10 protein-coding genes are annotated in these 15382 nt (G+C 51.5%); 5 read left to right on the forward strand and 5 right to left on the reverse strand.

Translation table 11 applies throughout. The features are described from left to right. The first annotated feature begins 26 nt into the window (after positions 1-26). The 3 genes from pucL to ACYVEA_RS20525 all read left to right on the forward strand — a co-directional run bounded on the left by pucL (position 27) and on the right by ACYVEA_RS20525 (position 6228). Positions 27-872, forward strand: coding sequence for a factor-independent urate hydroxylase (gene pucL / locus ACYVEA_RS20515; protein ID WP_461115302.1), 846 nt, complete (start codon positions 27-29; stop codon positions 870-872). A gap of 737 nt (positions 873-1609) precedes the next feature. Further along, complete coding sequence (locus ACYVEA_RS20520) at positions 1610-4531, forward strand: SusC/RagA family TonB-linked outer membrane protein (protein WP_461115447.1); 2922 nt, start codon at positions 1610-1612, stop codon at positions 4529-4531. An 11-nt stretch (positions 4532-4542) separates the two neighbouring features. Then, a complete protein-coding gene (locus ACYVEA_RS20525) occupies positions 4543-6228 on the forward strand; it encodes a RagB/SusD family nutrient uptake outer membrane protein (RefSeq protein ID WP_461115303.1) in 1686 nt (561 codons plus the stop codon). A gap of 108 nt (positions 6229-6336) precedes the next feature. On the opposite strand, the gene ACYVEA_RS20530 is transcribed toward ACYVEA_RS20525, so the two are convergent. Genes ACYVEA_RS20530 through ACYVEA_RS20545 form a run of 4 tightly spaced genes read right to left on the reverse strand, consistent with a single transcriptional unit; the run spans position 6337 to position 10252 of the window. After that, positions 6337-6801 carry a type II toxin-antitoxin system VapC family toxin gene (locus ACYVEA_RS20530; protein ID WP_461115304.1) on the reverse strand — a complete coding sequence of 155 codons (465 nt, stop codon included), beginning with the start codon at positions 6799-6801 and terminating at the stop codon, positions 6337-6339. Between the two features lie 6 nt (positions 6802-6807). After that, the gene (locus ACYVEA_RS20535) at positions 6808-6978 is read right to left on the reverse strand and encodes a hypothetical protein (protein WP_461115305.1); all 171 of its coding nucleotides are present in this window, start codon (positions 6976-6978) and stop codon (positions 6808-6810) included. A gap of 36 nt (positions 6979-7014) precedes the next feature. Further along, positions 7015-7983 carry an XdhC family protein gene (locus tag ACYVEA_RS20540; RefSeq protein WP_461115306.1) on the reverse strand — a complete coding sequence of 323 codons (969 nt, stop codon included), beginning with the start codon at positions 7981-7983 and terminating at the stop codon, positions 7015-7017. Next, positions 7946-10252, reverse strand: coding sequence for a xanthine dehydrogenase molybdopterin binding subunit (locus ACYVEA_RS20545; RefSeq protein ID WP_461115307.1), 2307 nt, complete (start codon positions 10250-10252; stop codon positions 7946-7948). Before ACYVEA_RS20545 ends, ACYVEA_RS20540 begins: the two co-directional genes overlap by 38 nt. 300 nt (positions 10253-10552) lie before the next feature. Here ACYVEA_RS20545 and tkt point away from each other — a divergent pair, with 300 nt between their 5' ends. Both tkt and tal read left to right on the forward strand, forming a co-directional pair. Beyond that, positions 10553-12604, forward strand: a complete 2052-nt coding sequence (gene tkt, locus ACYVEA_RS20550; protein ID WP_461115308.1) for a transketolase — start codon at positions 10553-10555, stop codon at positions 12602-12604. 57 nt (positions 12605-12661) lie between these two features. Then, entirely contained in the window at positions 12662-13768 is a 1107-nt protein-coding gene (tal, locus tag ACYVEA_RS20555; protein WP_461115309.1) for a transaldolase, read from the forward strand. Between the two features lie 87 nt (positions 13769-13855). On the opposite strand, the gene ACYVEA_RS20560 is transcribed toward tal, so the two are convergent. Further along, positions 13856-15280, reverse strand: coding sequence for an FAD binding domain-containing protein (locus ACYVEA_RS20560; protein ID WP_461115310.1), 1425 nt, complete (start codon positions 15278-15280; stop codon positions 13856-13858). Positions 15281-15382: the final 102 nt, after the last annotated feature.

A 15382-nucleotide genomic window follows, 5' to 3' on the forward strand; every position in this document is an offset into this window, starting at 1 on the left:
TACTACCCAAAACAGCCGAAACAACCATGAAGATCAGCCTTAAAAAAAATGCGTACGGCAAGAATGCCGTGAATCTGTCAAAAATCATTCGGCACCCTGCCTATCATGAATTCAGGCAGATCTCGGTCAACGTATCGCTGGAAGGAGACTTTGAAACTGCCCACACACTGGGCGATAATTCTAAAATTTTGCCAACCGATACGCAGAAAAACACGGTCTACGCATTGGCGAAAGAGCACTTTGTTGACTCCATCGAGAATTTTGGTCTGTACGTAGCCAATCATTTTATTCGAAATAATCCGCAGGTGTCGCAGGTTACCATTGAGATAACGGAGCATCCCTGGACCCGGATGACCTTCGATCAGGAACCGCATCATCATGCCTTTGTGGGGGGTGGCTCCGAAAAACGGACAACCACGATCGTTCAGACTGCCCACGGGGTTACCATTACGTCGGGTCTCAAAGATTTTCTGATTCTAAAAACAACGGATTCTGGTTTTGAAGGTTACATCAAAGACCAATACACAACGTTAAAAGAAACGGCAGATCGCATCCTGGCGACCCAATGCGAAGCCACCTGGATATACACCAGCCATGCCCTTGACTTCACAGCCCTTTTCGAGAAAATCCGCCAAACACTGTTAAAAACTTTTGCACATCACAAAAGCCTGTCGGTGCAGCAAACCTTACTGGCGATGGGGTCGGCGGTGCTGGAAGAAAATGACGTAGTGAGCGAAATTAACCTGATCATGCCCAATAAACACCACATTCCATTCAATCTGGAACCGTTTGGCATGGACAACAAAAACGAGATTTTCATCGCCACCGATGAACCGTTTGGGTATATCACCGGAACGGTGACGAGGGAATAGCCAGTGAAGCATTTCGTACATCCTAGCTTTTGCCACAACCGCACGGCACGTTCGTTACTCTTGATGACGATGTTGAACTGCATGGCTTTATAGCCAAACCGTTACCCTTCTTCCAGCGAAAACGCACATATCATTCTTCCAATTCCCTGTTGCGCTCGCTGGGTCCATAACCTGCATTCGCTCTATGTGGCCCCCGATCGGGCTGGTTGGCCTTGATAACAAACGTTCCTACCTCATTGCCTTTTTGGGTCGCCACATCGGTATGTATGTCGGGGACGTAGTGCGTTTGTGCATTTCATAGCAGGCACCCGACCAAAGGCACGACAGGAAGATTTCCGATATCTCTGGCTCACTCGTCTAGGTCTATTTACTTATAAGGACATAGTAGCTTAACAATCGAGTTGACTGACTTTAAGCGATTTACCCACCCAAATGGGTCAGCTAGCCGAGTCCTGGTCTGAGCGGATTTAACTATTAAATATTGTGTTTTTCTGGGTATTTTTAATTTTAATTTAATACTTGCGGGTTCTTTTCAGATTTTATCAAAACCAATTTTTCATTCTCTACTAACTTCTACAATTATGAGACTTTTTTACCTGTCTCCTCCATTCTCCCGAAGATGGAGCGTATTGTATTGCTTTCTTCTGGCAATCAACTCACTAAGTGCAACTGGGGAAAACTTTTCAGCCACTTCCCCAACAACACGCTACGTCAGTATCGACAAGCCCGTAGCCGATATGACCATCAGCGGACGCGTGACCGATGCAGCGACCAACGAAGCCCTTGCCGGATGCAGCGTCCTGTTAAAAGGGACTCAGAAAGGCACAACCACCGATGCAAAAGGCGAATACAAAATCGCAGTTCCCGAGGGTGGACAGGCCGTGCTGGTCTTTGGTTTCATTGGTTTTGTTTCGGAAGAAGTTCAAGTTGGCGGACGTAGTACCATCAACGTAGCGCTGAAGGCAAGCGCATCCGAATTGTCGCAGGTGGTGGTCATCGGGTACGGTAGCACGACCAAACGCGATATGACCGGCTCGGTAAAGTCGATCAAAAGTGCGGATTTCAACCGGGGGATCATCAACTCGCCGGAGCAACTGATTCAGGGCAAAGTGGCGGGCGTAAACGTAACGTCGGCCAGTGGCGAACCGGGGAGTTCGCAGAGCATCACAATTCGGGGGCCGGGTGGTGTTCGTACCGGCAGTACGCCCCTGTTTGTACTCGACGGAATTCCCCTCGACAACTCCAGTACGGGGGGCACAACCAATCCGCTAACCTTCCTGAATCCACAGGATATCGAATCGGTCGACGTATTGAAAGATGCCTCGGCAACGGCTATTTACGGGGCGCGGGGTGCCAACGGTGTCGTATTGATTACCACCAAAAAAGGGAAAGCAGGAAGCGCTACGTTCAATTTATCGTCCAGCCTGGGTATTTCGAAGATGGCCCGACCGCTGAAGGTGTTTTCGGCGGACGAATACCGAACACAGGTAACCGCCCTGGGCGGGATACTGGATGATAAAGGGGCATCGACCGACTGGCAGAAGGAGATCAGCCAAACCGCTTATACCCAGAATCATAACCTGTCGTTTAGCGGTGGCGCCGAGAAATTGACGTACTACGGTTCGTTTGGTGTACAGGATCAGCAGGGTATCCTGAAAAACAGTTCGCTCAAACGCTACACGGGCCGCATCAACGTATCACAGCGGTTTCTGGAAGACCGGCTCACGGTAGACGTGAACCTGACCGCTTCGCAAACGAACAACCAGCGGCCACCGAGTGGCAGTTCGGTGGGTAGTGGCGCGGGCGTTACGGTTATTGGAAGTGCCATTTCGGCCAACCCAACCTACGCGGCTTATGACGCCAATGGCAATCCATTTCAATATCAGGGAGGCACAAATCCGCTCATTACGCTGAATCTGGAAAAAGACGTAACGACCATCAATCGGGTTGTGGGGAGTATCTCGCCTTCGTTTAAAATTCTGCCGAACCTGGTCTACAAACTCAACCTGGGCGTCGACAATTCCACTTCAGTGCGCGACCTGCAGACATTGGCCAATGCCGTTCCGCAACAGGATGGCCGGTTAGAAAGCATCTACAAAACGAATCGCAACACCCTGATCGAAAACTACTTCACCTACACGCTGGCGAAATCCAGTCATAACCTGACCGCGTTAGTGGGCCATTCGTATCAGAAATTTTTCGTTCAGGAACGCGACTGGAGCATCAACAAATTTCCGATCACGCCCGTTGAGCCCATTTACAATCCGGGCCTGGGTCAGGATCTGACGCTGGCCAATAACCGGCCCACTGGCTCGGCGCTGCAAAACGAACTTCAATCGTTTTTCGGTCGCCTGAACTACCAGTTCAACGACAAATACCTGTTGACGGCTACGGTGCGGGCCGACGGTTCATCGAAGTTTGGTTCAAACAATAAATACGGCGTGTTCCCATCCATCTCAGCGGGTTGGCGGCTGTCTGACGAAGCTTTTCTAAAGTCAGGGCCGTTTAGTGACCTGAAACTGCGGGCGGGCTGGGGCCAGACGGGGAACCAGGAAATTCCAGCCAAGATCACGCAGGCACTCTATACGGCACAAGTCTCGGGCACAACCAGTTATCCGCTCGATAATACAACCAGCTATCCCGCCGGTATTTCGTACACGCGCCTGGCCAATCCCGACATTCAGTGGGAAGTATCCTCGCAGGCGGATGTAGGGCTGGATTTTGCGTTGTTCAAGGGTGCCCTGTCGGGGTCGGTCGATTATTTCAACAAGGTCTCCAAAAAGATTCTGCTGGAAGTAATTCCGGCCGATCCTATCCAACCCGCCAGTACGTACTGGACCAACGTACCGAACATGAGCATTTCCAATCAGGGGGTAGAAATCGACCTGAACTACCGGTACCTCAGCCAGAGCGGGTTCCGGTTTGACATCGGCGGTAATATGACCTTTATCAAAAACATTGTCCGCAATTCGCCCTATTCAGTCATTACGTCGGGGTCGGCGCAGGGCTCGGGGTTGACGTCGGCTACGGTTAACGGATACATCAACGAGCAGCCCATCGGTACGTTCTTTCTAAAAGATTTTACCGGTTTTGATGACAAGGGTATCAGCACCTACCGCGACACGGACGGCGATGGGATTGTGACGGACAAAGACCGGATTGCCGCGGGCAGTGCGCTGCCAACGAAGCAGTTTAACATCAACACGAGTCTGGCCTATAAGGGCTTCGATCTGGCGATTAATTTCAATGGCGTATCGGGCAATAAGGTGTACGACAACACGGCCAATTCCAATTTCTACAAACTTCGCCTGTCAAAAGGGCTGAATACGACGGCTGAGGCCATCAAATACCCCAATGAGTCCATCAACAACTCGGCGCCGGTATCGACACGCTTCCTGAAAGATGGGGCCTTTTTCCGGCTCAACAACCTGGCGCTGGGCTACAGCCTGAGCCCCAAGCTGATCGGTATGAATCGCTGGATCAACGCCATCCGGATTTCGGTAACGGGCCAGAATCTGTTCGTCATCACCAACTATGACGGCTACGATCCGGAAGTCAACACCGACCGGACGGTCAACGGCATTTCGTCGTACGGCATTGATTACCTCAGTTATCCCAAAGCCCGGTCGGTCGTTTTTGGCCTCAACCTCACTTTTTAATACCGAACGACATGAAAAAAATAGTTCTTTCACTACTCGCGCTGGTCAGCCTGGCCAGCACCTATAGCTGTACGAATCTCGCAGAAAACGTGCTCGACGAAGCATCGGTATCGGGTCTGTCCGACAAGCAGTTGGCCGATGGCAACATCGCGCCCGTTTATGCGCAGTTACCCAATATTTTCCTGCACACCAATTATTTCACTCTGCAGGAAATCTCGACCGACGAAGCTATTCTACCGTATCGGGGCGGCACCGACTGGGGCGACAATGGCATCTATCTGGCAATGCACCAGCATACGACCACCAGCACCGACCCGAACCTGCTGAGCACCTGGAATTATCTGGTACAGAGCCTGTCGCGTTCGGTTTCGGCCATCAATACGTTACCAACACTCAAGGATCCGAGCGCTAAGGTTTATCTGGCTGAAGCCAGGGGAATGCGGGCGTACTATTCCATGGTGATGCTCGATCTGTTTGGTGTTGTCTTTGTCAAAGATGACCCGCAGGCCAACTCAGCTGTTCTTCGCGGAGAGCCTGCCTACAACTACGTACTGAGCGAACTGCTGGCAGTAGAACCTGATTTGCTGCCTACCGTTGGTCCCGGTCGATTGAGCAAGGGCGCGGCCTGGGGACTCCTGGCCCGTTTGTATCTGAATGCGGGCGTCTATCGCGATCGCTACGCGAGCCAGTTTACGTTCCAGCCAGCCGATATGGACAAAGTCGTTGAATACTGCGACAAGATCATCAACTCGGGCCAGTACCAGTTGTCGCGGGACTATTTCTCCCTTTTCAATCAGACGAACCACGACAACAAGGAGTTGATTTTTGCCGTCGATCAGCGGGCCGAGCTGAACGGCAATAACCGGTTGGCGTATTTCTCGCTTTCCGGCGATCAGTTTCCCATTCCAGCGTTTCCGGCGGCTAATGGCACGGACGGCCCGGGTATTACGCCCGACTATTATCGCACCTGGGTGAATGCCTACGGGGCAAAAGACCCGTCGGTCGATCCCCGTTTTTACAAACAAAACCTGTCTATTTACTCCAATCCTGGCGATTCGTGCGTGGCCGAAGCGGATTTCAATGTCAACCGGGGAATTTTGCGGGGACAGCAGTATGGATTGATCCGGGTGAACGGTGCCTTTGTGAAATGCCCGGATGGTAAGTACAAGGTCGGCAAGCTCTTCAATGTAACGCGCAACCGGCCAACGCTTCCCGTAAATTTTACGGAGCAGATCAACTACACTGTAGCGGGCAGTGACTACAACACGGGGTATCGGGTGGAGAAATACGAGTTCAGCAAGAAGTCGACCAGCGGCCGCAACCTGGGCGACGCCGACATCGTCATCGTGCGACTCGCCGACATCTACCTGATGCGGGCCGAAGCGAAGCTCCGAAAGAGCAACGATGCCGCCGGTGCGCTCGCCGACGTAAACACGGTTCGGGCCTCGCGCACCCTCACAACTCCGCCCCCCGCGCTAACGGCGATGAACCTGGATTTACTGTTTCAGGAGCGGGGTTTTGAGTTCTACTGGGAAATGCTTCGCCGTACCGACATGATCCGGTTTGGCAAATACGAGGGCACATGGACCGAAAAAACGAACACCGATAAACAGAAGCGGATTTTCCCGATTCCGCAGACAGCCGTCGACGGGGCGTCTAACTTGCCGGGTTATTTAGTTCAAAACCCTGGCTATTAACCCTGATTCGTTGCCTATTAGTACAGAAAAGCCGTAAGCAGGAACCTACTTACGGCTTTTCTATGCATTCTTCACCTGGATAATCTCCGCAGTATACTTTTTAGGCTATCATTTCCAGATCACTTTCAATCCTAGTGAGGTGTAGTAGGGGAAGAATTCATCGGGCGTTACGACCGGAAGCGAATGCGTCAATGCATGGGCAATAATCATTCGGTCAAATGTATCTTTATGAACATCGTTCTTTACCCCGGAAACTATTTCTCCTTTTAACTCTCGCGAATAGGACTTACTAATGACCTGATAATCAAACGTACTCATGTAAGCCAGGGCTTGCCAATCGATTGGCAGAAGGGTTAGGTGATAGGTACGTATCGCCTGTCTGAAGTACTTTTCGAAGGGTACAGATAATATCAATTGACCTTGTCGAACATGATTAGATAATTCCCATAAGCTTACTGCTGAGATGAAAACAGCGTCGGCTTCTTCGATAGATAAGCGGGAATTAGCGGGTATTTCATTGGGATTATGCAGTAGTAAATCAAACGTAATCGTATCAAGCAGGAGATCATTCATGGACAGTTAGTTCTCGCTACCACCTGTGGCTATATCATCATCCCATTGGTGTGGATCACGATAAATAACATATTTTCGGAGCGGAGAAGCTTCCAAGACCCGTTTAGACTTATTTTTACCAATTGACTTGGGCAGCGTTTTGCCTTTTCCAGGTGTGATTTGGTGCGTATTTTTCATTATTGTGACTATTTACTACTTACAAATATACAAGTTTTAGCCCGCGTTTTTCACCTGGATAATCTGCGCAGCGATGCTGACGGCAATCTCTTCGGGTGTCTGGCTATGGATAGGCAACCCAATGGGGGCGTATAGTTGACGGAGTGTTTCCTCGCTGATGCCTTCGGCCCGATACTCCGCAAATAACTTGTCTAGTTTAGCCTTGCTGCCCAACACGCCGAAATAAGCAAACTCTTTATCCAGTAACGCTCTGATGGCCAGATCATCGGTGCGATACCCGAACGTCATGACCACGACGTAGTGATGGTTGCCCGACGGAATCAAATCGGCTAATTCCCTGTACCTGTTAACCACTATTTTCTCGTGTGCTGCGTGGTTCAGCACCATTGTGTGGAGGTCTGGCCGGTCGTCGAATACGCGGATGTAGAAATCCATTCGGCTTATCAATTCGGACAGGGCTAACGCGCAATGCCCTCCGCCGATAATGAACAGTTGATTTTTGTACCCAATTTTCTCCCGATAGAACCACTCACTTTCAGCTTGCATCCTGAATTGATAATCGACATCGGGCCGTTGATCGGGAATGAAATTGATGCCAGCCGGGGAGAGTTCGAGTGTGCCGTTTTTGTGCTGTTCCAGACAACTAATTACTCCCTGAACTGCCGACGTGTCGCCGGGTTGAAGCCGGTAGATCAGGATCGTTTGATCGCCCGAACAGATCATACCGCTCTGGTTGTGAGCCGCACTTTTGTCATGGTACTGGGTTCGTATGGAAAGCTCAGCGACACTATGCTGGAGCTTTTCGTTCGCCATCTCGACAAATTTGTGCTCCATGATGCCACCGCCAATAGAGCCTTCCATCTCACCGGAAGCATTGATAGTCATCATAAAACCCTGCCTACCGGGGCTGCTGCCATGACTTTCCAGTACATAAAGCAACATAACCGGCAGGTTCTGCTGAAGGCTATTAGCCAGTAACTTCCAGACCTTTACCTGTTTGATCATTAGCAATTGTCAGGGCAGGATTGACGTCATACAAAGCCAGCAGGACTTTCTCGGGCGTCATGGGCGCATCGAAAGGAATAGTTGCTGCTGGATTAAAGGCTAACACGGCATTGCGCAACGCAAAATAAGCGCCAATCCCGTACATCAACGGGGGTTCGCCAACGGCTTTGGACCGGAAAATAGCCAGATTATCCTGCTGGGTCTGTAAAAAATCAATCTGGATTTCTTTCGGAACCGAGAAAATATCCGGCACTTTGTAGGTCGATAACGCATTGGATCTGAGTCGGCCCGCCTTATCGAAGACAACCTCCTCCATCGTCATCCAGCCAATCCCCTGCACAATGCCGCCTTCAATCTGTCCCCGGTCAATTAGTGGGTTCATGCTGGCGCCAAAATCATGGACAACCTTCACGGATTCCATCTCATACGTACCCCGTAGACAGTCAACCGTTACGTCGACAATAGCCGTACCGTAAACGTGATACGCAAAGGGATGTCCTTTCTCTTTCGTGGCGTCGTAGTGAATATCCGGTGTCGCATAATGCGCGTGTTCCGACAGACTGACCCGTTTGGCATAGGCCTCCATCACGAGTCGCTGCCAGTGCCAATCCGTCTTTTTATCGCCCACATACATGTATTCATCCCGCAGGCTGATTTCATCAACGCTGGCCTGCAACGCAGCCGCGGCTACTCCTTTCAGCCGGTTGAGAATATCGGTGCAGGCAATCTGGACAGCCCGACCGTTCAGGTCGGCGGTAGCGCTGGCAGCCGAAGGGGACGTATTGGCAATTCGATACGTACTGGTCGACTGTAGTTTTATCCGCCCCGGCTGAATCGAAAACGTCTGAGCGGTCACCTGCAACATCTTGGTATTCACCCCCTGCCCCATCTCGACCGCGCCGGTGCTAACGCCTACGCTACCATCGGTGTAGACGTGCACCAACGCCCGTGCCTGGTTCATTCGGGTATTCGTGAACGAGATACCAAAACAAACCGGCATCAGCGCCATGCCTTTTTTATAAAGGATATTCGCAGCATTGAACGACGCTATATGGCTTCGTATGGCTTCGATATCATATAGTTTTTCCGCTTTGGTCCAGCAGGCATGGGCTTCGCTTTCGGCCTGCTGTCCAAACGGAAATTCGTCGCCGGTTCTGTTCAGATTTTTCGCCTGAATGACGGCCGCATCAACCCCGAGTGATTCAGCGGCTTTGGCAATGGCGGCTTCGATGACAAACATACCCTGCGGCCCACCAAAACCCCGAAAGGCCGTATTAGGCGGCAAATTCGTTCGGCAGCAATAGGCCGTTGCGGTTACGTTCGGAATGAAATAGCTGTTGGTGCAATGAAACAAGGTGCGCTCCATGACGGCCGGAGACAGGTCGGCAGCGGCACCGGCATTCTGATAAAACGTGACTTCATACGCCATGATCTTCAGGTCGTTATCGAGGCCGATCTTAAAATCTGAGGAGTAAGGGTGACGCTTGCCGGTCATGGCCATATCTTCCAGGCGGTGCAGCGAATATTTGACGGGCTTTTTCAGGATATTCGTGGCCAGTGCACACAAAGCCGCCCACATATTGGCCTGATCTTCTTTGCCGCCAAACCCTCCGCCCAGCCGCGTTACGTCCACGTCGATCTGGTGCATCGGCAAGCCCGACGATTTGGTGATCGCACGCTGTACCGCCGTTGGTCCCTGCGTGGACGAGTAGAGTTTGATTCCGTTGTTTTCCTGCGGAATGGCGTAGGCACCCTGCGTCTCGATGTATAAATGTTCTTGCCCATTCGTGTCGGCAACGCCCTCAAAAATATACGCACACCGCTCCCAAGCAGTAGCGGTTTCCCCGAGCCGGAACGTTCTTGGCCGTACGATCAACTCGCCTTTTGCCTGCGCGTCGCGCGGGTCCGTAATGACGGGTAACGGCTCAATAGTGACCGTTATTTTTTTGACAGCCGCCCGGGCTTCGTCGTCAGTTTCCGCCAGCACAAACGCGATTGGCATACCACAATAATGGACGTGGCGTTCAGCCAGCAGGGGTTCGTCGGGCACAATACCGCCGATCTGGTTTTCGCCCGTTACGTCCTTGTGTGTCAGAATTCGCACGACACCGGGCATGGCCTCGGCTTCCGTGAGGTCCAGGCTTCTGATGATGCCGTGTGCGACCGGCGAACCGAATGCCACGCCGAACAACGTACCACGAATCAGCGGAATATCGTCCAGATAAATCGACTCGCCCCGTACGTGCGTGCTGGAATCTATGTTCTTCATTGGCTTCCTACCACTTTTATTACGATCCCCTGTTTATCAAAATTACAGGAATCGACGTAAATACCTAATCTAGTTACGGATAGGCCAGTCGAAACGTAGTAAACAGCCAGTTCAGGCACAGGTTAAAAGCTAGCCAAATCAGGCTGCTGCTTCCTGTTTCAGGAAACTTATGTCACTTTTCTTTATTTTTTCTAATCCAATCCGGCTGTAGGGAGTTACTTAGTAACTAACCGTTGCAATGTGCATTCAGCCTATTCGGGCAACTCGTTATTTTCACAAAAACCTTCAACTTATCTGGTCATGACAGACAAGCAACTCGAACTTGACCTCGATCAACTCAGTATCAACACCATCCGGCTGCTGGCCGTCGATGCCGTCCAGAAAGCCAACTCAGGTCACCCCGGTCTGCCACTAGGCGCAGCACCGATGGCCTATGTACTCTGGTCGCGTTTTTTACGCTTTAATCCGCAAGATCCGCACTGGCCCGACCGGGATCGGTTTATTCTGTCGGCCGGTCACGGGTCGGCGCTGCTGTATAGCCTGCTGCATCTTTACGGCTACGATCTGTCGCTTGACGACCTGAAACAGTTTCGGCAACTGCATTCCAAAACGCCCGGCCACCCCGAATCCAACCTGACTGCTGGTGTAGAAGTGACAACCGGGCCATTGGGCCAGGGTTTTGCCAATGGCGTGGGTATGGGGATGGCCGAAGCCTTTCTGGCCGCTACCTATAACAAGGAAGGGCATACACCCGTAGATCATTACACCTACGTTCTCGTGAGTGATGGCGACCTGATGGAGGGCATCGCGTCGGAAGCGGCTTCGCTGGCCGGGCATTTGAAACTGGGGAAACTCATTTATCTATACGACGATAACCTGATTTCGCTCGACGGCCCGACCGATCTGGCATTCACCGAAGATCGGATGGAGCGATTCGATGCCTACGGCTGGCACACCCAGCACGTAGCCGATGGCAACGATCTGGATGCCATCGAAGGCGCTATCCGGGCGGCTCAACTCGAAACAGAACGACCTTCTATTATTTCGATTCGGACGATCATCGGTTACGGCAGCCCGCAGGAAGGCACCAGCAAAGTGCACGGGAGTGCGCTGGGCGAAGAGAACGTACGGAAAACCAAAGCGTTCCTGGGTTTTGATCCCGACAAATCGTTTGTCGTGCCCGACGAAGTACGTGAATTTCTGCGCGAACCGGGCCAGCGGGGTGCCAAGCTACAGGAAGAATGGCAAACGAAATTTGATGCCTACAAAGGTCAGTTTCCTGCCGAAGCGGAGCAGTTTTTGCTGTCATTTGGCGGAAAACTCCCGGAAAACTGGGATACCGATCTGCCGAAGTTTACCCCCGCGGATAAAGATATGGCAACCCGGCAGGCATCGGGCAAAGCCCTCGAAGCGCTGAAAAAATCCGTCCCCTTTCTGTTCGGTGGATCGGCAGATCTGGCGTCATCAAATGAGATGCCGACCAAAGGCGACATTAGTTTCCAGCCGGGTCATTACGAAAATTCGAACATCTGGTTTGGTGTCCGTGAACACGCGATGGGGGCAGCCCTGAACGGCATGGCCCAGCATGGGGGCGTCCATCCTTACGGCGGTACGTTCCTCAATTTCTCGGACTACATGCGGGGCGCCATCCGGTTAACCGCCCTGGCCGAGTCAAAAGGCACTTTCGTGTTTACGCACGACAGCATCGGTCTGGGTGAGGATGGACCCACTCACCAACCCGTTGAGCAGGTCGTTTCACTACGTACCATCCCAAATATTATCGTGATCCGGCCGGGCGATGCCAATGAGACCGTTGAAGCATGGCGTGTAGCAATGACCCAACCTAAAACCCCGGTCGTCCTGATTCTGGGCCGCCAGAAACTGCCCGTTTTCGATCAGGAAAAATACGGCTCAGCACGGGGCGTCGAAAAAGGGGCTTACATCCTCAGCGAAGCCGACGGCACACCCGAGCTTATCCTGATCGGAACCGGCTCAGAAGTATCGCTGGTGTTGAAAGCGCAGGAAGAATTGAAAAAACAGGGTATTCGGGCGCGGGTCGTGAGTATGCCGTCCTGGGAATTATTCGAACAGCAGGATCAGGCCTACCACCACGAAGTATTGCCCCCGTCGGTTCGGAAGCGGCTGGCCGTCGAAGCTGGTTCGCCCATTGGCTGGCACAAGTACGTTACGGATGAAGGGTCTACCATCAGTATGAACCGGTTCGGTCTTTCGGGCCCCGGCGAAGAGGTCATGGCGTATTTTGGCTTTTCGGTCGAGAACGTAGTAGAACAGGCAAAAGCGGTCCTGAAAGGCCAGACACCGGGCATCGAAAAAAAGGAAGTGCTGTCCTAAAAGCATTTGTGGCGACAAAACACGACCTTCAAACCCAAGAATATAAATTACTTAGTCATGGAAAATAACGTAAAGAAGATTCACGATTTCGACCAGAGCATTTGGCTCGATTATATCGACCGGAAAATTATGGATACGGGTGAGTTGCAAAAACTCATCGACGAAGACGGCGTCCGCGGGCTTACGTCCAATCCGGCCATTTTCGAGAAGGCCATCAGCAGCGGTTCCGACTACGACGAGGATATCAAAAAGCTCGCGCAGGAAGGAAAGAGCAACGAAGACATATTTTACGGCGTCGCTATCACCGATATTCAGCGAGCCGCGGATTTGTTCAAGTCCGTTTACGATGAAGAGGTTCGGGGAGCCGATGGGTATGTAAGCCTGGAGGTGTCTCCGCACCTGGCTCTGAATACGGACGGGACGCTCCAGCAGGCCCGCACGTTGTGGAAAGCGGTGGATCGAAACAACGTCATGATCAAGATTCCCGGTACGGCGCCGTGCCTGCCCGCTATTCAGCAGAGTATCAGCGATGGCATCAACATCAACGTTACGTTGCTGTTTGGCCTGGAACGCTACGAGGCCGTTGTCAACGCCTACATTTCGGGTTTGGAAGAACGAGCGAAAGCCAGACAGCCTATTGATCAGATTGCGTCTGTGGCCAGTTTTTTCCTCAGCCGCATCGACGTTCTGATTGATCCGATGCTGGACGAAAAAGGATTGGGCGATCTGAAAGGTGAAGTAGCGATTGCACTGGCCAAGAAAGCTTACGAAATCTACAAGCGCGAATTCAGCAGCGACCGATTCAAGCAACTGGAAGCTAAAGGGGCAAAACCCCAGCGACTTCTTTGGGCGAGTACAAGCAGCAAAAATCCAGCCTTTTCGGATGTCAAGTATGTAGAAGCGTTGATTGGCCCCAAAACGGTGGACACGATCCCGATGGAAACGCTCGAAGCCTTCCGCGATCATGGCCACGCAGCTTCCCGTCTGGAAGACGATCTCGACAAAGCAACCGAGACGTTGGAACGCGTAGAGAAGGCCGGTATTTCGCTCAAGGCCATCGCTCAGCAACTTGAAGATGAGGGTATTGAGAAATTTAATAAGCCCTATGATAAACTGCTGGACGCCATCAATACGCAGAAAGAAAAGTCCCTGGCAGCTGCCTAAAAGCGTCTGGCAGTAGAACACCACATAAAAAGCGGTTACAGCAGTGATTGTCTGCTGTAACCGCTTTTTATGTGGTGTCATTTCTATTTATTTCGCCGTCGTTGGGATCAAGCGCCCGATCTGAAGCGTAGGGAACAACTTAATAAAATGCGCTTTGATCAACTGACTGAGCAGCAAGCGCTTATACGTTTCGGTGCCACGTGCGTCGCTGATAGGTGAAATTTCGGTTTGCGCAATGGCAATAGCGTCGAGAATCAAGGCTTCGGTCAGCCGTTTGCCGGTTAAAAATTCAGCCGTTTTTGTCAGTTGTTTCGGGATAGCCGCGACACCCCCAGCAGATAATTTGACGTTGGTAATAACCTCGTTTTCGACCGTAATACGGATGGCCGAGTTGACGCTGGCGATGTCGAGATGCGTCCGTTTGCTGACCTTTTCGTAGTTGAACCTTGTGTTTGAATTGGGCAGATCAAAGCGAATTTGCTCCAGATATTCGTCGGGTAGTTTGTCGAGCGTTTTGTAGCCCAGATACAAATTACGTAGCGGCAGCTCCCGCGACGTATCCCCATCGCTGAGTGTCAACGTAGCATCCAGCGCCAGAAAGAAAATCGTGAAATCGCCGATGGGAGACGCATTGATGAAGTTCCCTCCGATAGTCGCCATATTACGGATGGGCGTCGACGAGATCAGTTTGGTATAGGTATTAAAATCAGGGAAGTATTCCTGTATAATCGGCGACTCGATCAGATCGGTCACCGTCGCTGACGGGCCAATCCAACATTGATTTCCTTCCTGTTGAATGCCTTTCAATCCGGGTTGATCGAGTAGAAAACGAATGGACGCGTCCTTAATTTGATCGTGTTTCTGTACGTATAAATCCGTTCCGCCACCAACGCGCTGAGCCGCTGGATTCGCATTCGTCAATTCACCATTCAGGTTTAACGCCAGCGTCTGCAAGCGTTCCTTCATGTTGAAAAAATACGAAGGCAAAATAGCCTGCTTCACGGCAAATTTTGCTGGCTCTTCGTCAGTACGTTGCCTCAGCAAGTCAGCAACCCGAGCAGCCGCCCGCTCAATGGATTTATAGCCCGTACATCGGCAGATGTTTCCATCAATAGCGGCAATGGCATTCTGTGAAGTTGGTTCTTTTTTACTCAGACAGAATCCTGCCATCGACACCACAAAACCCGGTGTGCAAAACCCGCACTGCGTCGCCGATTCGTCGGACATTGCCTGCTGAATTGGATTCAACTCGGCCATATTAAGCCCTTCAATCGTAACGATGTGTTTGCCATGTGCGTTTCCCAACGGCATCAGGCAGGACGTAGCCGTTCGGTAACGCAGCTCGCCGTTGTTCAACTCACCGACTATGACCGTACAAGCCCCGCAATCGCCCTCGCGACAACCGATTTTCGTACCCGTCAGGTATTGATTATAGCGCACGAAATCAAGCACAGCTGTACCGTTTGGCATCGCTGTACTGACTTCTTTATTATTTAGGATAAACTTGATCAAGGGTATTTTAGATGGATTTTTGTCATGCTGACGAAGGAAGCATCTTCGGATAAGCTATTATTTCTGCTCGCCCGAAGATGCTTCCTTCGTCAGCATGACAAA

It is taken from the genome of Spirosoma jeollabukense, assembly GCF_054777855.1.